Here is a 19866-nt window from a genome sequence, read left to right as displayed (position 1 = left end):
CAAAGAGCTCAGCGCGTCATCACGAACGCCTCGTCAATGCGCGCCAAGTCAGTGTCGCGCAACGTGCCCGCGTAGTAATGCAATTTGATCCAGGCCATCAAATAGTCGTAACGGGCTTTCGCCAGATCGCGACGGGTGCTGTAGAGCTGCTGTTCGGCGTTGAGCGCGTCCAGGCTGATGCGTTCGCCACCAAGAATGCTTTGCCGAGTCGATTCGACCAATGCCTGAGCCGAGACCAGTGCTTTCTGGTAAGCGCGTAACTTGCTCACTCCCGACGCACAGGCATTGAACTGCCGCCGCAGCTCGATCAGGGTTTCTCGCGTCTTGCCGTCCAGCTCGTATTCAGCCTGCTCGCGCTTGCTGTTGGCCTGGCGTACAGAGGCACTGGTGCCGCCCCCGGCGTACAGCGGCAGGCTCAGCTCGATACCGACAGTGTTGGTGTCGTAGCGCTGATTATAAGTATTGCCGCTGTCGGACTCGTTCTGGCGAATACTCGCGTAGGCATTCACCGTTGGCAGGTGACCGGCGCGGTTGCGCTCGACCTCGTAGCGCGCCACTTCCAGCGACTGACGCTGCGATGCCAGAATCGGGCTGTTGGCCATCGCCAATGCATGCCACTCGGTAAAGCTGGAAGGTGCCAGCACCAGGGCCTGGAAGTTGTCCCTCAGCGGCTCCAGCTGATCAATATCAATACCCGGTTCCCCCAGCAATGCAGCGAGCTCACGCAAGGCTGCGTCCTGCTCATCACTGGCTTCGATCTGTTCGGCAATCGCCAGCTCGTTGCGCGACTCCGCTTCGAGGATGTCGGTGCGGGTGCCCTCGCCTTGCTGAAACATCTGCTTGTTCTGCGCAAACTGTCGCTCGAACGCTTGCTGCTTGGCGCGTGCGATGTTGATCTGGTCCTGAGCGAACAACGCATCGGTGTAGAGCGTCAGCACCCGCACCAGTAACTCCTGGCTCTTGCTGCGAAAGGTTTCGTCGGCGAACAACGCCTGAGCCAGGCCTTTGCGGTAATTGGCATAAGCTGCGTAGTCGATCAGCGGTTGCTGGATCATCAGGCTTGAACCAAAACTGTTGTAATGACGATGGTCGGTGGTGTCGTCGCGGGCGCCTTTGACTGTGGCCTTTGAATCGTTGCGCCCTTTGTTGTAGCTGTACGACACACGAGGCAACAATCCTGCTCGACCGATCACCCGGTTTTCCAGGCCCGCGTCACGTTCCTTGAGGGCACCGAGGTAAGTCGGGTCGTTGCGAAGCGCCAGCTCGTAGACCTGAAAAGGCCCGATCGCATGAGCCATCGGTGCAACGCCTATCAGAACAGCGGTCAGCAACGCGGCTTTCAGAGGATAACCAAACATCCTATTCCTCCGTCAACGCGGAACCGGCGCGGTCCAGCAGCGGCTTGAACAAATAATTGAGCAACGAGCGCTCGCCTGTGCGCACAAACATTTCAGCGGGCATTCCCGGTTTGATCACCAGGCCATTGAGTTTTTCCAGGGCGGCATCGCCCACAGAGGTGCGCAACACGTAATACGGTTGCCCGGTTTTTTCATCCTGCATCTGATCGGCGGAAACCAGGCTCACTTCGCCTGACACCCTAGGTGTACGGCTCTGATTGAACGCGGTGAACAGGATATCGACCGGCAAATGGCTGGCGACCTTGTCGATCAACTGCACCGGCAGACGTCCTTCGACCTCCAGCCGCGTGCCTTGCGGGACGATTTCCAGCAGGGTCTCGCCTGCACGCACCACCGCGCCTTCAGTGTGTACCCCGAGGTTGACGGCAATACCGTCGGCAGGCGCAAGAATGGCGCTGTGCTGCAGACTGAAACCGGCCGAGGCCAGTTGCTGCTCAAGGGTCAGCGCCTTGACCTGAGCGTCGGCCCATTGGCTGCGCACTTCTTTCTGATACTCCTCGCGCTGTTGCTGTATACGCAACCGCGACTCGACGATGCTCTGCTCTATCCGTCCGGTATCGCCTGCATTCTGCGCCAGGCTCTGCTGTACCTGAGACAACTGGCGCTGGAACTCCAGAAGGCGGTTGCCCGGAATGAAACCATTTTGTGCGAGGGGCTCCAGATTGCTCAACTGCTGTCGCAACGAGTCGGCCTGAGCCAGCAGGTCCGAGCGCGCGCGGCGCATGCCTGCGAGCTGCAGGCCAGCACCTTCGATGCTGGCCTGCAAACCGGCCTGCTCGCGAGCCAGAGCCTGCCGACGGCTGCTGAACAATTGCCGCTGACCTTCGAGTACCAGAGCCAGACGAGGGTCGGGGTCTTTGCCCTGCCCGGCTGCGATGAGTTCGGCGGGAAAGTCTATCTGCTCCAGATTGTCACGCTCGCTCTGCCAGCGGGCCAGGCTGGCCCACGCCATTCGGTACTGCGCACGCAGCGATTGCACGTCAGCCTCGACCTGAGTCTGATCAAGTCGAAACAGCGGCTCGCCCTCTTTCACCGTCTGGCCCTCGCTGACCAGAATTTTGCTCACCACGCCGCCATCCAGCGACTGCACAGCCTTGCGCTTACCCGACACGACAACCGTGCCCTGCACGGCAATGCCCTGGTCCAATGGCGCGAGACTGGCCCAAAGAAAGAAACTGCCCGCTCCGGCCAACATGAGAATCCAGCCCGCGCGAACAAAGAACTGCACGCCGCGTTCCTTGCCAGGCACCGCATAATGATTGTCGAGAGGGCTGCTCATACGTCGGACTGCCTGTTCTGGGTGCCGTACTGACGGCTCATGGTAAGCCCGGCAGGTGCCGAGCGAGGTTGCGGTTGTACTGCCTGGCTGGGTGTCGCCTGCCCCGACAAGGCCTGCAACACCTGAGCCGTAGGGCCAAAGGCCTGCATGCGGCCTTCGCTCAGCACCAGCAACCGATCTGTCTGGTTAAGAGAGAGCGTGCGGTGGGTGACCAGAACAACTGTACAACCGCGCGCCTTGAGCTCACCAATAGCCTGGGTCAGGGCCGCTTCGCCTGCAGCGTCCAGATTGGAGTTGGGCTCATCGAGCACCACCAGTCTGGGATCGCCGTACAACGCACGGGCCAGCGCAACGCGCTGCTTCTGTCCGCCGGACAAGCCGCCGCCATCATCGCCAAGCCGGGTGTCATAACCTTGCGGCAAGCGCAGAATCAACTCATGCACCCCCGCCAATTGTGCTGCAGCCACCACTGCACTGGCATCGCCTTCACGGAAACGCGCGATATTCTCTGCCACAGTGCCGCCGAACAGCTCGATATCCTGCGGCAGATAACCGATGAAGGGTCCAAGCGCCTCGCGCTCCAGGCGATGCATATCGGCACCGTCCAGCCGCACAGTTCCGCCCAGCGCTGGCCAGACCCCGACCAATACGCGGGCAAGCGTTGACTTGCCGGACCCGGAAGCACCGAGCACGCCGAGTACTTCACCGGCCTGCAACTGGAAGCTCACCTGTTGAACCGTGGCCGAGGTATGGCCCGGAGGCGCAGCGCTGACCTGCTCCGCACTGATCTGACCGCGCGGCGTCGGCAACGCCATGCGCGGGACAGGCTCGGCATAGGTCTTGAGCAACTGGTCAAGACGTCCGTAGGCCAGACGCGCGGAACTCCACTGTTTCCAGACGGCAATAAGCTGATCGATCGGGCTGAGCACACGACCCATCAGTATCGAGCCGGCAATCATCATGCCCGCTGTCATCTCACCCTGAATCACCAGCAATGCACCCAGTCCCAGCACCAGCGATTGCAGACAAAGGCGCAGCGCCTTGCTGATCGAGCTGATCACCGCGCCTGTGTCGCTGGCGCGGTTCTGCAAGGCCAGAAAACGGCCGTGAACGTTGAACCAGCGACGTCGCAACGCTTCCAGCATACCCATGGCCTGAATGGCCTCGGCCTGTTGCAGATGGCGGGTTGCCAACTGCGCAGATTGCTGCGAGTAACCGCTGGCCTCGGCCAGAGGCTTGCGGGTCAGCCACTCGTTAAGACAGGCCAGCCCCACCAACAGCACGGTGCCGACACAGGCCAGCACACCCAGCCAAGGGTCAAAAAGGAAAATGACCGCCAGATAAATTGGAAACCAAGGAGCGTCGAAGAACGCGAACAGCGCAGGACCAGTGAGAAACTGCCGAATGAAAGTCAGGTCGCCCAGCGCCTGCCCTGCCTGCCGTTGTCCGGCATGCAGGTTGCTCTCGAACGCGGCCTGATAGACGCGCAGGTTGAAACGCCGTTCCAGCTCGCTGCCAATGCGGATCACCACAAAGCTGCGAATCATCTCCAGCAGCCCTATGAATGCGAAGAAACCGACCACCATCAGGGTCAGCATGGCCAGCGTGGTCTGGTTCTGTGACGTCAATACGCGGTCATAGACTTGCAACATGTAAATCGACGGGGCGAGCATCAACACGTTGATCAGCGCGGTGAAACAACCGACAGCGATCAACGCGCTTTTGTAATCGGCCAGCGCTTTATAAAGCGGCGGTCGGGCGCTTTGGGGCAACGCACTCATGATGGTTCCTTGATGGTCTTGCTTGCGGCGGGGTGGCATCCCTGGATTTTGTCAAACAACTCGCGTCCGTTCATGAAACGCTTAATCGGCGAGCCGTCCAAGGATCAGCACTTCGCCGTCGGGCAGACGCGCCTGGTAGATCTGCTCCCCCATGTTATTGAGGTGGATCAGGCGATTGCCTTCCTTGTCGGTAAAAGCCAGACCATCCGGGGTCGGAAACCAGCCCGCAGGTGTGCCGTGCAACCACTTTGCAGCGCAGGCAAGCTCACCGCCCAGTTGCGGTATTTCGGTATTCAGTTGCAGCTCACAGCGATCACCCGCCTTTCCCTCAAGAGAAAGTCGCCACTTGCCGCTGAGTTCGGCAGGATCGGGCAGTTTCAAACTCATGGCCATGCTTGCTCCAGAAATCCCCACCAGCAACGCAAAAGCGAGTGGCACGATTCGAACAAAGTGATTGATCTTCATGATGGGGGTGCATTCCAGATCATGGGCAACTGCATACAGTCGCCCATGATTGTTACAGATTAAACCACGATATCAGTGGCAAACGCTTGACCAACAGTCCCCACGAGGAAATCGCCCAAGCCCTGCCCAGTGAAGTCGATGGCCAGGCTACCCAGGTTACTGCTCTGGTTGTAGTTCAGGATCGCTTCGCCGGCATGACCGCTGAATGCGTTGACGAACTGCAGCGCGCTCAGTGTGGAAATGGCCGAAACGTCGATTTTGTCCTGACCGCTGACAAAGTCACGAATCGTATCCTGAGCAGCCCGATTGGAATCGGAGCTTGCACCGAACACAAACACGTCGGCACCTGCGCCACCTGTCAGGCTGTCCGCGCCGGCACCACCGTAGATGATGTCATTGCCGGCGCCGCCTTTCAGATCGTTTGCGGCCGCATTGCCGATCAACAGGTCATTGCCCGAACCACCCACGGCGTTTTCGACCACAACGCCTTTCGCAATGGAGACGTTACCCACCATGCCGCCAACGTCCGAGAACGAGGCTGCATTGAGGTTGATCTTCTGGTTCTGGGTGAACCCCGAGAAGTCGAGGGTATCCTTGCCCCCGCCGTCCCATACCGAGAACACCACTTTGGAAGCTGCTGATGTGGCGCTATAAAAATCACGCCCGGCAGTGGAGTTGAAACCATAAACCGTATCACCGGCACGGGTGCTCATGTTTGCCCCATAGAGCTGCTGTACAGCAGCAATATCGTCCAGCTGCGGCCCCGATGAGTAAGCCGGAGCGCCACCCTTGACGAAGTTCTGGTCGGTGTTGGACTCACTCCAGTAACTCATGACGCTATAGCCAAGCGTATCTTCTGCGTAGCTTGCATCCTTGTAGGCTGGGTTGCCTTCGCCAGCATTGTAGTCGCCAGGGTGAGACAGGCCCAGCGTATGGCCGATTTCGTGGGTCAGGGTATGACGACCATAGTTGCCATTGTCCGGGGTTGTATTGAGCTTGTAGCTGTTATCAACAAGGTACCAGGACTGACCGTCAGTGCGACTGTTGCCACTTGGCAGGTAAGCGAACGCTGCCCCGCCTGCGTTGCCGTCACTGTAGTTGCCAAACGTCATGTGCCCGTCGCCGCCGGAAGCAGCCTGGGTGAAGCTGACTTTGGCGACATCCGCCCACGATTGCATCGACAGCACTGCTTGGGCTTTCTGTTGCGCGTTGAACGCGCTGAAAGTCCCCAGAGAATTGTTGAACCCGGCGGGTTTGGCGGTCAGGAAGGTATAAGTGAGGTTGATGGTGCCGTTCCCGTCGCGATCCGCCCAGGCGGCATCGTCGCGAAGAAGATAATCGGCAGCCTGGTCGACCGAATACGAAGGCTTGCCATTGACCGTGAGGTTACCGCCACGGTCGTACTGGTGAGCAAACGTATTGATCTGGTCGAAGGAGGTACTGGTAGCGGCGGAGAGTTGAATTGCAGCATTTTCTTTGACTTTCGTCATGACACTTCCTTGTTTGCTGGTAGATCAGATTGGTAGACAGGACTCCATCTGTAGCGAGGAAATCCTGCCACTCGCCTTGTGATGCGTAACAAAACTGACACACCTTGAAAAAATGTGTCCACTCCTCCTGAGTGATATCACTTGGCCTAAAAAAGGAAATGCCTACAAACCTTGGGGAATAGCGCGGTATATTTTCCAGTGATGATTGAAAATCGATAAATGCCTGATAAGAAGGAAATAATCTTGATAAAAATGACTGATCGGTCAAAAAAATTTTACGCTTGACCTTGAAAGGAAGTGACGAGCTCCATCCCCACCCTGCTCACGCGCGAACGCACTGAAAAGCAGCACAACCCGACGTCACCTGCACACCTTGTATTTTCAAATTCCGGAAACACAAAAGCCCCGACAAGTCGGGGCTTTTGTTCGCAGCGAAGCGGCCTGAGAACTCAGGCCGCCTTGATCATGTGGATCAGTCGTCGCGGCTCATGATGCCGAAGATCTGCAACAGGCTGATGAACAGATTGTAGATCGACACATACAGGCTGACAGTCGCCATGATGTAGTTACGCTCGCCACCCTGAATGATCGCGCTGGTCTGAAACAGAATGCAGACCGACGAGAACAGAACAAAACCTGCGCTGATCGCCAGTTGCAGCCCGCTGATCTGGAAGAACATGCTGGCAACCACTGCACCCAGCAGCACGAAGAAGCCTGCCGTGATGAAACCGCCAAGGAAGCTCATGTCCTTGCGCGTGATCAACACATAGGCCGAAAGACCGCCGAAAACCAGTGCGGTCATCGCAAAAGCGGAACTGACGACTTCGGCGCCACCGGCCATGCCCAGATAACGATTGAGGATCGGGCCCAGCAGGAAGCCCATGAAACCGGTCAGCGCGAAGGTCGAAACCAGGCCCCATACCGAATCACGCAGCTTGTTGGTCAGGAAGAACAGACCGTAGAAGCCAATGAGTACCACGAAGATATTCGGGTAGCCGACGCGCATCTGCTGAGCGACAAACGCCATGACACCGCTGAAAGCGAGGGTCAGGGCGAGAAGACCGTAAGTGTTGCGCAGGACACGACTAACCTCGAGCTGGTCGGCCTGCACGCCGGTTTTAAGGCTGTAATCCTGTTCGCGCATGGCGAAACTCCTTCCTGTTGAAATGTTGAGTTGCAAAGATCATAACAGAGGCGCTGCAACTGGCTAGTCACAGAGTTTGACAGCTTGTTTCATTCCGGTATTATGGCGCCCGCAACGAAGTGGAGGTATGGCCGAGTGGTTTAAGGCAGCAGTCTTGAAAACTGCCGACTGTAACAGGTCCTAGAGTTCGAATCTCTATGCCTCCGCCATATTAAAAAGCGCAAAGCCCTGATTATTCAGGGCTTTGTCGTTTCCGGGGTTTGGTCGATGTGCCAGGTGGCGTGAACTGGACGCCGGCGTATCGAGGTGCAGCAGGTACACGCACTACGCGGCTTCAAGGCCTGGCCGGCCCGGTCTGATATATTGATGCCCCCCACGTATCAATAACCTGGCCAGGCAATGCCCATCAATTTCGACCTCAACGACCTCCAGGCATTTCGCGCGGTGGTCGAGAACGGCAGCTTCCGCAAGGCAGCGGATACCGTGCAGATCACCCAGCCTGCACTCAGCCGTCGTATAGAAAAGCTTGAGTCCGCGCTGAATGTGAAACTGTTCGAACGCACCACGCGCAAGGTCAGCCTGACCACCGTCGGCCGTGCCTTTCTGCCGCAGGTCGAGCGAATTCTGGACGATCTGGATATTGCCTTGATGACCATAGGCGAGCTCGGCTCGACCAGGATGGGCAACGTCACCATTGCCTGCGTGCCGTCAGCCGCCTACTACTTCATGCCTACTGTCATCAGCGCGTTCCATGAGCTGTTCCCGAAGATCAGAATCAGGGTAATGGACGCCAGCGCCAATGAGGTAAACAGTGCAGTTGCCTCTGGCGAGGCGGATTTCGGAGTGAGTTTCAGCGGCAACCTGGCCCCGGAAGTAGAGTTCGAGCTGCTTCTGCAGGAGCGCTACGTGATGGCCTGCCGGCGCGATCACCCGCTCGCCGGTCAGGAAAGCGTCAGCTGGGAACAGATGTATGGCCACGACTACATTGCTCTGGACATCACGTCGGGCAACCGGCTTGTGCTGGATCAGGCGCTGGCATCTTCGCGACCGCACAAGGAAAGCATCTGTGAAACGCGGCATGTCACAACCATGATCGGCCTCGTGGAGGCCGGGCTTGGCGTGGCAGCGGTGCCGTCGATTGCCATGCCAATGACCGCTCACCCGTTTCTGGTAAGCGTGCCATTGGTCGCACCTGAGGTGGTCCGCAATGTCGGGCTTATCAAGCGCCGCGGGCGAACATTGACGCCCGCTGCGCTGGAGCTGGAGCGACTGGTGCGAAAAATGCCGTCTCGATCAATCGGGAACTGAATCCAGCCCCGTCGACTGCACGGCAACCTGCGCTTCAGGTGATGCCAGATACTTCAGTAACGCTTTCGCCTGCTTCGGATGCTCGGCATTGACCGGAATGCCAGCGGCATAACGCGTAACCGACTGGACGTCTTCCGGGATCTTTGCCACGAATGTCACACCGGGAATCGGCAACAACTCGGCAACCTGCTGAAAGCCCAGCTCGTAGTCGCCTTTCGCGACCACAGAGGCGACTGGAATCCGCTCGACCATTTTGCTCTTTGGCGCCAACTGTTGCTGAATGCCGAGCTTTTTGAACAGCTCCTTCTCGATGTACATGCCGCTGGCGCTGTCCGAATACGCAACCGAGCGAGCTTTGAGCAGCGTGTCTTTCAGTTCGCTATCGGTTCCGATCGAAGGCTTGGCAGCGCCCTGCTTCACGACCATGCCGATGCGTGAATCGGCCAGTTCGACCCGCGATGCCGGATCTACTTTGCCCTGCTTGATCAGATCATCCAGCGCATAGCCGACCATGATCACCACATCGGCATGCTCACCTCGGGCCAGACGGTTTGGAATCGCCTCGGGTGCCTTGCCCATCGACGGGCCGAGAATGGTGTCCAGAGTGTCACCCGAAGACGCCGCGTATTGAGGACCAAGCAACGTGTAAGCAGCGGTAAAGCCACCGGATGTCATGACCTTGAGTTCTTCAGCCTGAGCCGCCGCGCTGGCAGCTATGCAGCCCAGAAACAACAGTGCCAGTGAGTGTTTATGCAACATTTTCATATTCATTTTCCTTTATTACACAGCCAATTGCGGGCGAGCTGAAATGTGCCGGTACAACGCCAGGGTTGCGCCCAGCGCGCACAGCGCGGCAAACGTCATCCAGTAGGCAGGCGCAGCCTTGTCTCCGGTCAAATGGATAAGCCAGGTCGATATGGCCGGGGTAAAGCCACCAAAAACGGCGGTCGCCAGGCTGTAGGCCAGAGAAAACCCGGCTACGCGAACCTCTACCGGCATGATTTCAGTCAACGCAGGAATCATTGCGCCGTTATACAAACCGTAAAGGCACGAGAACCACAGCAGCACTTCCAGCATATGACCGAAGCTTGGTGCCTGCGCGAGAAAGGACAACGCCGGGTAGGCACTGACGATGGTCAGCAACGTCATTGCCACCAGCAATGGCTTGCGCCCGAAACGGTCGCTCAGCATGCCGCCGATGGGCAGCCAGATGAAATTGGACACACCGACCAGCAAGGTCACCAGCAGCGCATCCGAGGTGCTCAGGTTCAGCACGGTTTTGCCAAAGGTCGGCGCGTAGATAGTGATCAGGTAAAACGTGGTGGTGGTCATTGCAACCATCAGCATCCCCGCGATCACCACACGCCAGTTTTGCAACAGCGTCGCAAACACTTGCCGCATGGTTGGACGGTGAGAACGGGTCGCAAACTCTTCGGTTTCCTGCAGGCTGCGGCGCAGTATGAAAATGAACGGAATGATCAGGCAGCCGATGGCGAAAGGAATTCTCCAGCCCCAGTCTGCAACAGCGGCAGGTGCCATCCACTGGTTGAGGCCGTAACCCAGCGCTGCAGCAACGACGATCGCCACCTGCTGGCTGCCTGACTGCCAACTGGTGTAGAACCCCTTGCGGCCCGGTGTGGCCATCTCGGCCAAGTAGACAGACACCCCGCCCAACTCGGCCCCTGCGGAGAACCCCTGCAGCAACCTTCCCAGCAAAACCAGCGCTGGCGCCCAGAGTCCGATGCTCGCGTAGCCGGGCACCAGCACAATCAGCAGCGTGCCACTGGCCATGATCGACAGGGTCACGATCAAGCCTTTGCGGCGGCCGACATCATCTATATAGGCACCCAGAATCACCGCACCCAATGGACGCATCAGGAAGCCCGCGCCGAAGACCGCGAACGTCATCATCAGTGAGGCGAATTCACTGCTCGCGGGAAAGAAGGCAGAGGCAATTTGAGTGGCGTAAAAGCCGAACAGGAAAAAATCGAACTGCTCGAGAAAGTTGCCTGAAGTAACGCGGAATACTGCTCCGGCCCGGGATCGGGCAGACGCGGTTTGTCGAGGGGTAGAGCCTTGCATGAATGTTCTCCAGCGATCTTATTAGAGTGCTTGTCAGCGCTTGTGATCGAGGAGTCTGCCGGACACACTTTGAAACGATAAGTGCTATGTTTTCATCGATTGATGTCTAACCGTTATCAATCAGTGAAAGGCCGATGTGCCCATGTAGCAGGCCCGTCGCTATACAAATGTCTCTCCTGAGCACGCCAAACTCACACGCTCGGCCATGAATTCTTTATCATTACGCATGTTTCGTTGGCAGAGCCGATCATGAAATTCGCCATCTCGCTTTTTTCCGCCGCCCATGCGCCCTCCTCGCGGCGCGCCTTGCTGTTTGCCAACGCCGTGCTTGCAGGCGGGCACGAAATTGTCCGGTTGTTTTTTTATCAGGACGGCGTACACAGCGCGTCGGCCAATGCCGTGACGCCTCAGGACGAACAGGATATCGCGCTGCAATGGCGTGATTTCATCGTCGAGCATGATCTGGATGGCGTGGTATGCATTGCTGCAGCGTTGCGTCGCGGTGTGCTCGATGCTCAAGAGGCCGAACGTTACCAGCGGCCAGCGGCGAACCTGCATGAGCCTTGGCAATTATCCGGCCTGGGTCAGTTGCACGATGCAGTGCAATCGGCTGATCGCCTGATCTGTTTTGGAGGGCCGTAAAATGCCCAGGTCATTATTGATTGTCAGCCGTCAGTCACCCTGGTCAGGCCCCGGCGCCAGAGAGGCGCTGGACATCGTGCTGGCGGGTGGCGCATTCGATCTGCCGGTCGGCCTGCTGTTTCTGGATGACGGCGTATTTCAGTTGGTGCCACAGCAATCGCCGACGGCACTACAACAAAAAGACCTCACCGCCAACCTGAAGGCCTTGCCGATGTTCGGTGTAGAAGCTCTTTACGCCTGCGCCCACAGCCTGGCAGAACGAGGCATCGCTGCCGATGCCTTGAGCGATGAGATCAGTCAATTGTCGACACGCTCCGAGCTGTCGGCGCTTTTTGATCGATACGACGAGGTGATCACGATCTGATGGCTACATTGCACGTTCTATCTCACTCGCCGTTTGCCGATACCCGTCTGGACAGTTGCCTGCGCGTGCTGGGCAATGACGACGGCGTATTGCTCTGTGGCGATGCCACTTATGCGCTGACGCCCTCCAGCGCGCCGCTGAACGCTCTGCAGGCAGTGATCGGCTCATTGAAGTTGTTTGCCCTCGACGAAGACATCAAGGCACGCAACCTGTCGCTTCCTGCTGGGGTCAGCAGCGTCGACTATCCGACTTTCGTGCAACTGTCGCTGCGCTTTGACAAAGTCAATACCTGGTTATGAAACAGCTGATTGTGGACGGACGCAGCATTAAACTGGATAAGGATGGATTCCTTGAGGACCTCAACGACTGGTCGCTGGACGTCGCTCATGCGCTGGGGGCCGAAGAAGGCATCGCTCTGAGTCCCGAACATATCGAAATTCTTCTGTTGTTGCGGGATTTTCATGAAGAGTTTCAGCTTTCACCGGCCACACGGCCGCTGATCAAATACACCGCCCTCAAGCTGGGCACGGAAAAAGGCAACAGCCTGCACCTCAATCGCCTGTTCAACGGCACTCCCGCCAAACTCGCCGCCAAGCTGGCGGGCCTGCCAAAGCCGACCAATTGCATATGAACGACTACACATCGCTGGTGACTGAAACGCCGGAAGAACACCCTTTTGCTGTTTTCGTACGCATTCTGGGCAAAGGAAAACGCGGCGCGCGTAACCTGACCCGCGAAGAAGCACGCGAGGCAATGGGTATGCTGCTCGATGAAAAGGTCGAGGACACCCAACTCGGCGCGTTTCTGATGCTGCTGCGCCACAAGGAAGAAAGCCCCGAGGAACTGGCCGGTTTTACTGAAGCGTTGCGCGAACGCTTGAACGCCCCTCCCATCAAGGTCGATATCGACTGGCCAACCTATGCCGGCAAGAAGCGCCATTTGCCGTGGTACCTGTTGGCAGCCAAATGCCTCGCGCAGAACGGCGTGAAAATCCTGCTGCATGGTGGTGGTGCGCATACCGCAGGGCGCCTTTACACCGAACAGCTGCTGGGTTTGCTGAATATACCGCTGTGCCGCAACTGGGCAGCGGTAGACAGCTCGCTTGAACAAGGCAACCTGGCGTTCATACCGCTCGCGGACTGGGCACCGCAGTTGCAACGCATGATCGACTTGCGTAACACGTTGGGGCTGCGCTCGCCGATTCATTCGCTGGCACGCATTCTCAATCCGCTTCAGGCACGTTGCGGCCTGCAAAGTATCTTTCACCCGGGCTACCAGAGCGTGCACCGAGATGCGAGCAGCCTGCTGGGTGATAACGCCATTGTGGTCAAGGGCGACGGCGGTGAAATCGAGATCAACCCTGACACCATCAGCCACCTGTATGGCACCACCGCAGGGCAGCCTTGGGACGAAGAGTGGCCCGCCCTCTCCCCGCGCCGCCATGTCAAACCGGCCACACTTGATCCGCAACAACTGCTGGCATTGTGGCGCGGCGAAATCGAGGACAGTTACCCGCAGTTGGCCTTGATCTCCACCATGGCGCTCGCGTTGCGCGGTCTGGGCGTCGCTCGTGAAGAGGCGTTTGAGCAAGCCCGGGTGTTTTGGGATCGCCGCGACAAGAGCATCTGATCTATCGGCCATGACGATAACCAACGTTCATAATCCTGCGCTTTTCAGGTCGAACCTATGCGCCTTGACTGACCTCCAAGTTTCATCATTCAGTAATGGGAGTCAGACATGGGCCTTCTGGTCGAAGGACGCTGGCAAGACCAGTGGTACGAAAGCAGTAAAGACGGCGCATTCCAGCGCGAAAAAGCTCTGCGTCGTAACTGGGTAACCGCGGATGGGCAACCGGGCCCCTCCGGCAAAGGTGGATTTGCCGCTGAAGCTGGCCGCTACCATCTTTATGTATCGCTGGCTTGCCCTTGGGCCCACCGGACGCTGATCGTGCGCAAGCTCAAGGGGCTGGAAAGCCTTATCGAGGTTTCCGTGGTCAGTTGGCTGATGCTGGAAAACGACTGGACCTTCGATCAGCAGAAAGGCTCCAGCGGCGATGCACTGGACGGGCTGCAGTACCTTCATCAACGCTATACCGCAGACGATCCGAACTACACCGGGCGCGTGACGGTGCCCGTGTTATGGGACAAGCAGCAGCAATGCATCGTCAGCAATGAGTCGGAAGAAATCATCCGCATGTTCAACTCGGCTTTCGACGAACTGACCGGCAATACGCTGGATTTTTATCCTCAGGCGTTGAAGCCGACCATCGACGAACTCAATGGGCAGATCTATCCGAACGTCAACAACGGCGTGTATCGGGCAGGCTTTGCGACATCGCAAGGTGCGTATGAAGAGGCATTCGACGATGTCTTCAACGAGCTGGACGCACTGGAAAAGCTATTGGGCGAGAAGCGCTATCTGGCCGGAGAACACCTGACAGAGGCCGATGTACGCCTGTTCACCAGCATCGTGCGCTTTGATGCGGTGTATTACAGCCACTTCAAATGCAACCTGCGACGTATTGCGGACTATCCGAACCTCAGCAACTGGCTGCGCGAGCTGTATCAGTGGCTGGGCATTGCCGAGACGGTCGACTTTGAACACATCAAAGGTCACTACTACGCAAGCCATCGCACCATCAACCCGACCGGGATCATTCCCAAAGGGCCGGCGCTGAGCCTGCAAGATGCTCATGACCGGACACGCCTGCCTGGAAAGGGTGTCTGGGAAAGATCGGCAGGCAGGTAGCCTGCTGGCAAAGCGGATAGCCCGGGCGGGCTATCCGCTTCAGCTTCAGAGTGTTGCTTGAGCGCCTTCGAACCAGGCCAGCTTTTCACGCAGCTTGACCACCTCACCGATGATCACCAGCGTAGGTGCATGAACCTCATGTTCGGCGACCATTTGCGGCAAGTCGGCCAGAGTGCCCGTGAACACGCGCTGATTGACTGTGGTGCCGCGCTCGACCAATGCCGCCGGGGTGTCGGCAGATCGCCCGTGCTTTATCAGCTGTTCGCAGATGATCGGCAAACCGATAAGCCCCATGTAAAACACCAGCGTCTGAGCGGGCGCCACCAGATCGGACCAAGGCAGATCGGTCGTGCCATTCTTAAGATGGCCAGTGATGAAGCGCACAGACTGGGCATGATCGCGGTGAGTCAGCGGGATACCCGCGTACGCGGCGCAACCGCTGGCAGCCGTGATACCCGGCACCACCTGAAACGGGATCCCGTGGGCTGCCAGCTCTTCGATTTCCTCGCCACCACGGCCAAAGATAAACGGGTCACCGCCCTTGAGGCGCACAACCCGCTTGCCCTGCTTGGCCAGCGCAACCAGTTGCTGATTGATCTGCTCTTGAGGCACCGCATGCTCTGCACGACGCTTACCCACGTAAACACGCTCGGCATCGCGGCGGCACAGATCAAGAATGGTCGGCGCCACCAGGCGGTCATACAGCACCACATCCGCTTGCTGCATCAGGCGCAAGGCACGGAACGTCAACAAATCTGGATCACCTGGACCGGCGCCGACCAGATAGACCTCACCTGTTTCCGCTGGCGGCTCACCCGCGATCTTCGCAATCAGCATGCGCTCGGCCTCTGCGCCCTGCCCGGCCAGCTGGCGATCAGCGATGGCACCCTGGAAAACCTCTTCCCAGAAGGCCCGGCGCTGTTGCACGTTGGGAAACAGCCCTTTGACCTGATGGCGAAAACGCGCGGCGAGCCCGGCCAGTTGACCATACGTAGAGGGGATCCAGGTTTCCAGCTTGGCCCGTATCAGACGCGCCAGGACCGGCGCATCCCCACCACTGGACACTGCAATGACCAGGGGCGAACGGTCGACGATGGCCGGAAAGATCACGGTACACAATGCCGGAGCATCCACCACATTGACCGGAACACAACGGAGCCGGGCATCGTGGGAAACCTGGGCGTTGAGCGGCTCGTCGTCTGTTGCGGCAATAATCAGCACGCAGCCATCAAGATCGCTTTCGCTGTAACCACGCAGGATCAGTTCACCACCGCTTTGCGCCACCAGTTCGCGCAACTGGGTTTCTACTTCCGGCGCGACTACGCGCAATACGGCTCCGGCATCGGCGATCAGGCGAGACTTGCGCAAGGCAATCTCGCCGCCGCCGACCACTAGCACGCGGCTGCCACGCAGGTTATGGAACAGCGGCAGAAATTCCATTTAACCGATGACCTCAATACCGCCCATGTACGGCTTTAGAACTTCCGGCACGCGAATCGAACCATCGGCCTGCTGATAGTTTTCCAGCACTGCAACAAGTGTCCGCCCCACCGCCAGCCCCGAACCGTTGAGTGTATGAACCAGTTCCGGCTTGCCGGTTTCCGGGTTGCGCCAGCGCGCCTGCATGCGACGCGCCTGGAAATCGCCGCAGTTGGAGCACGAAGATATCTCGCGGTACTTGTCCTGGCTAGGAATCCATACTTCCAGATCGTAGGTCTTCACCGCGCTGAAACCCATATCGCCGGTACACAGCGCCAGCGTGCGATAAGGCAGCTCCAGCAGTTGCAGAACACGCTCGGCATTGCCGGTGAGCGACTCCAGGGCGGCCATCGAATCGTCCGGGGCGACGATCTGGACCATCTCGACCTTGTCGAACTGATGCTGGCGGATCATCCCGCGCGTGTCGCGACCCGATGCGCCTGCTTCACTGCGGAAACAAGGTGTGTGTGCCACGAACTTGAGCGGCAGCTGCTTGGCATCAAGAATCTCGCCCGACACAATATTGGTCAGTGACACTTCAGCCGTCGGGATGAGGTACAGGTCGGCTTCGCCTTCGCGCGAAATCTTGAACAGGTCTTCCTCGAATTTCGGCAGCTGGCCTGTGCCCTGCAGCGCGGGAGCCTGCACCAGATAAGGCGTGTAGGCCTCTTCGTAGCCATGCTCGTTGATGTGCAGGTTGAGCATGAACTGCGCCAGCGCACGGTGCAGGCGCGCAATCGGGCCACGCAACAGCGCGAAACGTGCACCGGACAACTTGGCGGCAGTCTCGAAGTCCAGCCAGCCGAATTTTTCGCCTAGCGCAACGTGATCCTTGACCTCGAAATCAAAGGCAGTCGGCGTGCCCCAGCGGCGTACTTCAACATTGCCTTCTTCGTCGGCGCCCAGCGGCACCGATTCGTGAGGCAGGTTCGGGATATTGAGCACCAGCGCATCCAGTTCAGCCTGAATGGCGTCCAGCTCGACCTTGCCTTCGCTCAGTTCGTTACCCATACGCTCGACATCCGCCATCAACGGCGCGATGTCTTCACCGCGCTGTTTGGCCTGGCCTATGGATTTGGAACGGGCATTGCGCTCGGCCTGCAACTGTTCGGTGCGGGTCTGCACTACCTTGCGCTGGGCTTCCAGCGATTCAATGCGCGCCACATCCAGTGTAAAGCCACGGGAGGCCAGGCGATCCGCTACGTCCTGAAGCTGGGTACGTAACAGTTTGGAATCGAGCATATCGTTCTCTCGTCTATCAAAGTCTGGTCAGGGACAGGCCAACCCAGGTCGCGAGCAGCCCGCCGAATACACTGATACCGGCATAGCCCAGGGCTAGCGGCAATTGCCCGCTTTCAAGCAGGCGCAACGTATCCAGTGAAAAGGATGAAAAGGTCGTGAGACCCCCAACAAAGCCGACGATAAGGCCGGCACGAATTTCGACGGGTACTTCCGGACGCAACAGGAACAGGCCGTAAAGCACACCAATGATCAAACAGCCGACGATATTGACCGCCAGCGTTGCAGCATAGAAATACCGCGGCCAGTTGGCGCTGACCCACGTGCCGGTGGCGAAGCGCAATAATGTACCAGCGATACCGGCAACCGACACAGCAAGAATGGTTTGAAACATCATTTTCTCCGCTTGCGAGGACTCGCATTGTCCAATGCGTTCAGGTGTCTGAGCTTTTCACCGATTTTCAGCTCGAGGCCACGTGGCACCGGCTGGTAATACTGACGCGGCTCCAGATCGTCCGGAAAATAGTCTTCGCCTGCCGCGTAGGCGTCCGGCTCGTCATGGGCATACCGATACTCTTCACCGTAACCCAACTGCTTCATCAGCTTGGTCGGTGCGTTGCGCAAATGCAGCGGGACCTCCAGAGACCCGTGCTCGCCCGCCTCCCGCATTGCAGCCTTGAATGCCATGTAGACCGCATTGCTCTTGGGCGCGCAAGCGAGGTACACGATCGCCTGCGCGACGGCCAATTCGCCCTCAGGGCTGCCCAGGCGTTCCTGAACATCCCAGGCCGACATACACAGCGGCAGCGCTCGCGGATCGGCGTTGCCGATATCTTCGCTGGCCATGCGTACCACGCGACGAGCCAGATACAACGGGTCGCACCCACCGTCAATCATGCGTGCGAACCAGTACAGGGCCGCATCGGGATTAGAGCCACGTATCGACTTGTGCAGCGCCGATATCTGGTCGTAAAAAGCCTCACCGCCCTTGTCGAAACGGCGCCGACTGTCGCCCAGCAGGCTTTGCAACAAGTTTATGTCGATCTCGCTGCCATCTTCGGCCAGATCGGAGGCGTTCTCCAGCAGGTTGAGCATGCGCCGACCGTCACCGTCGGCAGCAGACATCAGAATCGCGAAACCTTCGTCGCTCAGGGTAAGCCTGCGCTGGCCCAGACCGCGCTCTTCGGTCAGGGCACGATTTACCAACTTGCGCAGCGCCGCCTCGTCGAGGCTCTTGAGTACGTAAACGCGGGCTCGGGACAACAACGCGTTATTGAGTTCAAACGATGGGTTTTCGGTGGTCGCACCAATGAAAATCAGCGTGCCGTCTTCCACGTATGGAAGAAATGCATCCTGCTGAGATTTGTTGAAACGGTGTACTTCATCGACAAACAGAATGGTGCGTTTGCCATACTGCCCGGCCTGTTGCCGGGCAACTTCCACCGCCTGACGAATTTCCTTGACCCCCGCCAGTACGGCAGAAACAGTCTCGAAATGGGCATCCGAAACCTTGGCCAGGAGCCTTGCCAGGGTGGTCTTGCCCACGCCCGGCGGCCCCCAGAAAATCATCGAGTGCAATGCACCCTGCTCAAGCGCTTCGCGCAGCGGCTTGCCGTGTGCGAGCACATGCTCCTGACCGACGTATTCGTCCAGCTTGGTAGCACGCAAACGTGCAGCCAGGGGCTGAGCTATCGGTTCGCGGCTGAACAGATCCATGATCAGGAATAGGCCCTATTACTCTTGAATGACATCAGCGCCCTTGGGAATCTGGAACTGAAACTTGCTGGCGGCAATCGGCTCATTGGCCTTGACGCCGGTGAACAAGATATTGGTCCGCTGACCTACGCTGTCAATTAACTGCATGTCGTTGATGATGCCGTTGCGAAACGACAGACGCAGGCTGTCGAAAAGCGTGTCCTTGGTCTTGGGCTTGAGCACGAAGTCGATCACGCCACCCGCTTCTTTCGCAGTGATATCAAAACTTTCGCTGATCTTCGACACGTCACCTGAAAGCAGCAGTGCCGGGGTCTGGGTCAGGCGCTGATCAAGTTTCTTGATGGTGACCTGCTCCAGGTCAGGGTCCCACAGCGATACTTTCTTGCCGTCGGAGACCATCAGTTGCTCTTGTGGTGCATCGGTGTGCCAGTTAAACAGGCCAGGACGCTGCAAGGCCATTTCACCTGTGGTCTCCTGCAACTGCGTACCGCCACCGTCCAGAGTCAGTTGCGAGAAACGCGCGGTCAGGGTCTGGGATTTCTCCAGCAGCTGAGTCAAGCGTGCCACATCCTTGCTGTCAGCGTGGGCGGAGATTACGGAAAAAGTCAGTGCGGTGGCCAACAGCATGCGGATAAGACGCATGGGATTCCTCATTGTGTCGAAGATGATGCGGCAACGCGCAATGCACGCTGCCGCCGTAATCCGGGATGG

At 58.2% G+C, this 19866-nt stretch carries 20 protein-coding genes and 1 tRNA gene; 8 read left to right on the top strand and 13 right to left on the bottom strand.

Annotated elements, in window-relative coordinates; all coding sequences use genetic code 11:
• Positions 1 to 8: 8 nt before the first annotated feature.
• From I9H09_RS10960 to I9H09_RS10935, 6 genes are all read right to left on the bottom strand, one after another.
• On the bottom strand, positions 9 to 1358 hold the full coding sequence (locus I9H09_RS10960; RefSeq protein ID WP_005893893.1) for a TolC family outer membrane protein: 1350 nt from the start codon (positions 1356 to 1358) through the stop codon (positions 9 to 11).
• Position 1359: 1 nt separating this feature from the next.
• The gene (locus I9H09_RS10955) at positions 1360 to 2697 is read right to left on the bottom strand and encodes an HlyD family type I secretion periplasmic adaptor subunit (RefSeq protein WP_024669453.1); all 1338 of its coding nucleotides are present in this window, start codon (positions 2695 to 2697) and stop codon (positions 1360 to 1362) included.
• Positions 2694 to 4478, bottom strand: a complete 1785-nt coding sequence (locus I9H09_RS10950; RefSeq protein WP_054997293.1) for a type I secretion system permease/ATPase — start codon at positions 4476 to 4478, stop codon at positions 2694 to 2696. The genes I9H09_RS10955 and I9H09_RS10950 overlap by 4 nt, the downstream gene beginning before the upstream one ends.
• Before the next feature lie 81 nt (positions 4479 to 4559).
• The gene (locus I9H09_RS10945; protein WP_054997292.1) at positions 4560 to 4943 is read right to left on the bottom strand and encodes a protease inhibitor Inh/omp19 family protein; all 384 of its coding nucleotides are present in this window, start codon (positions 4941 to 4943) and stop codon (positions 4560 to 4562) included.
• Positions 4944 to 5002: 59 nt separating this feature from the next.
• Positions 5003 to 6433 (bottom strand): serralysin family metalloprotease, encoded by a 1431-nt coding sequence (locus I9H09_RS10940; RefSeq protein ID WP_005893887.1) that lies wholly within the window; start codon positions 6431 to 6433, stop codon positions 5003 to 5005.
• A 472-nt stretch (positions 6434 to 6905) separates the two neighbouring features.
• Positions 6906 to 7577, bottom strand: a complete 672-nt coding sequence (locus I9H09_RS10935; RefSeq protein ID WP_005893886.1) for a Bax inhibitor-1/YccA family protein — start codon at positions 7575 to 7577, stop codon at positions 6906 to 6908.
• Positions 7578 to 7698: 121 nt separating this feature from the next.
• Between I9H09_RS10935 and I9H09_RS10930 the strand changes: the two genes are divergently transcribed.
• A tRNA-Ser gene (locus I9H09_RS10930) sits at positions 7699 to 7786 on the top strand.
• A 190-nt stretch (positions 7787 to 7976) separates the two neighbouring features.
• On the top strand, positions 7977 to 8885 hold the full coding sequence (locus I9H09_RS10925) for a LysR family transcriptional regulator (protein WP_005892755.1): 909 nt from the start codon (positions 7977 to 7979) through the stop codon (positions 8883 to 8885).
• Here the strand turns inward: I9H09_RS10925 and I9H09_RS10920 are convergent.
• Positions 8871 to 9650, bottom strand: coding sequence for a substrate-binding domain-containing protein (locus tag I9H09_RS10920; protein ID WP_024689655.1), 780 nt, complete (start codon positions 9648 to 9650; stop codon positions 8871 to 8873). The genes I9H09_RS10925 and I9H09_RS10920 overlap by 15 nt on opposite strands.
• A gap of 15 nt (positions 9651 to 9665) precedes the next feature.
• Entirely contained in the window at positions 9666 to 10967 is a 1302-nt protein-coding gene (gene tcuC / locus I9H09_RS10915; protein WP_024689656.1) for an MFS transporter, read from the bottom strand.
• Between the two features lie 249 nt (positions 10968 to 11216).
• On the opposite strand from tcuC, the gene tusD reads away from it, so the two are divergent.
• The 6 genes from tusD (at position 11217) to I9H09_RS10885 (ending at position 14721) form a co-directional block, all read left to right on the top strand.
• Positions 11217 to 11609: a sulfurtransferase complex subunit TusD gene (gene tusD, locus I9H09_RS10910; RefSeq protein WP_122313069.1), complete on the top strand. Its 393-nt coding sequence runs from the start codon at positions 11217 to 11219 to the stop codon at positions 11607 to 11609.
• Between the two features lies 1 nt (position 11610).
• The gene (gene tusC / locus I9H09_RS10905) at positions 11611 to 11973 is read left to right on the top strand and encodes a sulfurtransferase complex subunit TusC (protein WP_005892744.1); all 363 of its coding nucleotides are present in this window, start codon (positions 11611 to 11613) and stop codon (positions 11971 to 11973) included.
• Positions 11973 to 12272, top strand: a complete 300-nt coding sequence (gene tusB / locus I9H09_RS10900; protein ID WP_005892742.1) for a sulfurtransferase complex subunit TusB — start codon at positions 11973 to 11975, stop codon at positions 12270 to 12272. Before tusC ends, tusB begins: the two co-directional genes overlap by 1 nt.
• Positions 12269 to 12604 carry a TusE/DsrC/DsvC family sulfur relay protein gene (locus I9H09_RS10895; protein ID WP_024689658.1) on the top strand — a complete coding sequence of 112 codons (336 nt, stop codon included), beginning with the start codon at positions 12269 to 12271 and terminating at the stop codon, positions 12602 to 12604. Before tusB ends, I9H09_RS10895 begins: the two co-directional genes overlap by 4 nt.
• Positions 12601 to 13602 (top strand): glycosyl transferase family protein, encoded by a 1002-nt coding sequence (locus I9H09_RS10890; RefSeq protein WP_005892738.1) that lies wholly within the window; start codon positions 12601 to 12603, stop codon positions 13600 to 13602. Before I9H09_RS10895 ends, I9H09_RS10890 begins: the two co-directional genes overlap by 4 nt.
• Before the next feature lie 108 nt (positions 13603 to 13710).
• The gene (locus tag I9H09_RS10885) at positions 13711 to 14721 is read left to right on the top strand and encodes a glutathione S-transferase family protein (RefSeq protein ID WP_122347854.1); all 1011 of its coding nucleotides are present in this window, start codon (positions 13711 to 13713) and stop codon (positions 14719 to 14721) included.
• A gap of 45 nt (positions 14722 to 14766) precedes the next feature.
• On the opposite strand, the gene cysG is transcribed toward I9H09_RS10885, so the two are convergent.
• Genes cysG through lolA form a run of 5 tightly spaced genes read right to left on the bottom strand, consistent with a single transcriptional unit; the run spans position 14767 to position 19797 of the window.
• Positions 14767 to 16161 carry a siroheme synthase CysG gene (gene cysG / locus I9H09_RS10880; RefSeq protein ID WP_024689660.1) on the bottom strand — a complete coding sequence of 465 codons (1395 nt, stop codon included), beginning with the start codon at positions 16159 to 16161 and terminating at the stop codon, positions 14767 to 14769.
• A complete protein-coding gene (serS, locus tag I9H09_RS10875; protein ID WP_005892733.1) occupies positions 16162 to 17442 on the bottom strand; it encodes a serine--tRNA ligase in 1281 nt (426 codons plus the stop codon).
• A 16-nt stretch (positions 17443 to 17458) separates the two neighbouring features.
• Positions 17459 to 17833: a fluoride efflux transporter CrcB gene (gene crcB, locus I9H09_RS10870; RefSeq protein WP_005892730.1), complete on the bottom strand. Its 375-nt coding sequence runs from the start codon at positions 17831 to 17833 to the stop codon at positions 17459 to 17461.
• Positions 17833 to 19155: a replication-associated recombination protein A gene (locus I9H09_RS10865; RefSeq protein WP_122347855.1), complete on the bottom strand. Its 1323-nt coding sequence runs from the start codon at positions 19153 to 19155 to the stop codon at positions 17833 to 17835. Before I9H09_RS10865 ends, crcB begins: the two co-directional genes overlap by 1 nt.
• A gap of 18 nt (positions 19156 to 19173) precedes the next feature.
• Positions 19174 to 19797: an outer membrane lipoprotein periplasmic chaperone LolA gene (lolA, locus tag I9H09_RS10860; RefSeq protein ID WP_005892726.1), complete on the bottom strand. Its 624-nt coding sequence runs from the start codon at positions 19795 to 19797 to the stop codon at positions 19174 to 19176.
• Positions 19798 to 19866: the final 69 nt, after the last annotated feature.

Origin of the sequence: Pseudomonas tremae (genome assembly GCF_023278125.1) — a bacterium.
Classification (GTDB): Bacteria; Pseudomonadota; Gammaproteobacteria; order Pseudomonadales; family Pseudomonadaceae; genus Aquipseudomonas; species Aquipseudomonas tremae.
The sequence above is the reverse complement of the archived record's forward strand: the minus strand, read 5'-3'. Positions and strand labels throughout refer to the sequence as shown.

Bases quoted from the DNA above. Each gene is read 5' to 3' on its own strand.
- I9H09_RS10950 (WP_054997293.1), bottom strand. From the start codon at position 4,478: ATGAGTGCGTTGCCCCAAAGCGCCCGACCGCCGCTTTATAAAGCGCTG.
- I9H09_RS10865 (WP_122347855.1), bottom strand. From the start codon at position 19,155: ATGGATCTGTTCAGCCGCGAACCGATAGCTCAGCCCCTGGCTGCACGT.
- I9H09_RS10935 (WP_005893886.1), bottom strand. From the start codon at position 7,577: ATGCGCGAACAGGATTACAGCCTTAAAACCGGCGTGCAGGCCGACCAG.
- cysG (WP_024689660.1), bottom strand. From the start codon at position 16,161: ATGGAATTTCTGCCGCTGTTCCATAACCTGCGTGGCAGCCGCGTGCTA.
- I9H09_RS10885 (WP_122347854.1), top strand. From the start codon at position 13,711: ATGGGCCTTCTGGTCGAAGGACGCTGGCAAGACCAGTGGTACGAAAGC.
- tusD (WP_122313069.1), top strand. From the start codon at position 11,217: ATGAAATTCGCCATCTCGCTTTTTTCCGCCGCCCATGCGCCCTCCTCG.
- tusB (WP_005892742.1), top strand. From the start codon at position 11,973: ATGGCTACATTGCACGTTCTATCTCACTCGCCGTTTGCCGATACCCGT.
- I9H09_RS10960 (WP_005893893.1), bottom strand. From the start codon at position 1,358: ATGTTTGGTTATCCTCTGAAAGCCGCGTTGCTGACCGCTGTTCTGATA.
- crcB (WP_005892730.1), bottom strand. From the start codon at position 17,833: ATGTTTCAAACCATTCTTGCTGTGTCGGTTGCCGGTATCGCTGGTACA.
- I9H09_RS10890 (WP_005892738.1), top strand. From the start codon at position 12,601: ATGAACGACTACACATCGCTGGTGACTGAAACGCCGGAAGAACACCCT.
- I9H09_RS10940 (WP_005893887.1), bottom strand. From the start codon at position 6,433: ATGACGAAAGTCAAAGAAAATGCTGCAATTCAACTCTCCGCCGCTACC.
- I9H09_RS10895 (WP_024689658.1), top strand. From the start codon at position 12,269: ATGAAACAGCTGATTGTGGACGGACGCAGCATTAAACTGGATAAGGAT.
- serS (WP_005892733.1), bottom strand. From the start codon at position 17,442: ATGCTCGATTCCAAACTGTTACGTACCCAGCTTCAGGACGTAGCGGAT.
- I9H09_RS10925 (WP_005892755.1), top strand. From the start codon at position 7,977: ATGCCCATCAATTTCGACCTCAACGACCTCCAGGCATTTCGCGCGGTG.
- I9H09_RS10955 (WP_024669453.1), bottom strand. From the start codon at position 2,697: ATGAGCAGCCCTCTCGACAATCATTATGCGGTGCCTGGCAAGGAACGC.
- lolA (WP_005892726.1), bottom strand. From the start codon at position 19,797: ATGCGTCTTATCCGCATGCTGTTGGCCACCGCACTGACTTTTTCCGTA.
- I9H09_RS10920 (WP_024689655.1), bottom strand. From the start codon at position 9,650: ATGAAAATGTTGCATAAACACTCACTGGCACTGTTGTTTCTGGGCTGC.
- I9H09_RS10945 (WP_054997292.1), bottom strand. From the start codon at position 4,943: ATGAAGATCAATCACTTTGTTCGAATCGTGCCACTCGCTTTTGCGTTG.
- tusC (WP_005892744.1), top strand. From the start codon at position 11,611: ATGCCCAGGTCATTATTGATTGTCAGCCGTCAGTCACCCTGGTCAGGC.
- tcuC (WP_024689656.1), bottom strand. From the start codon at position 10,967: ATGCAAGGCTCTACCCCTCGACAAACCGCGTCTGCCCGATCCCGGGCC.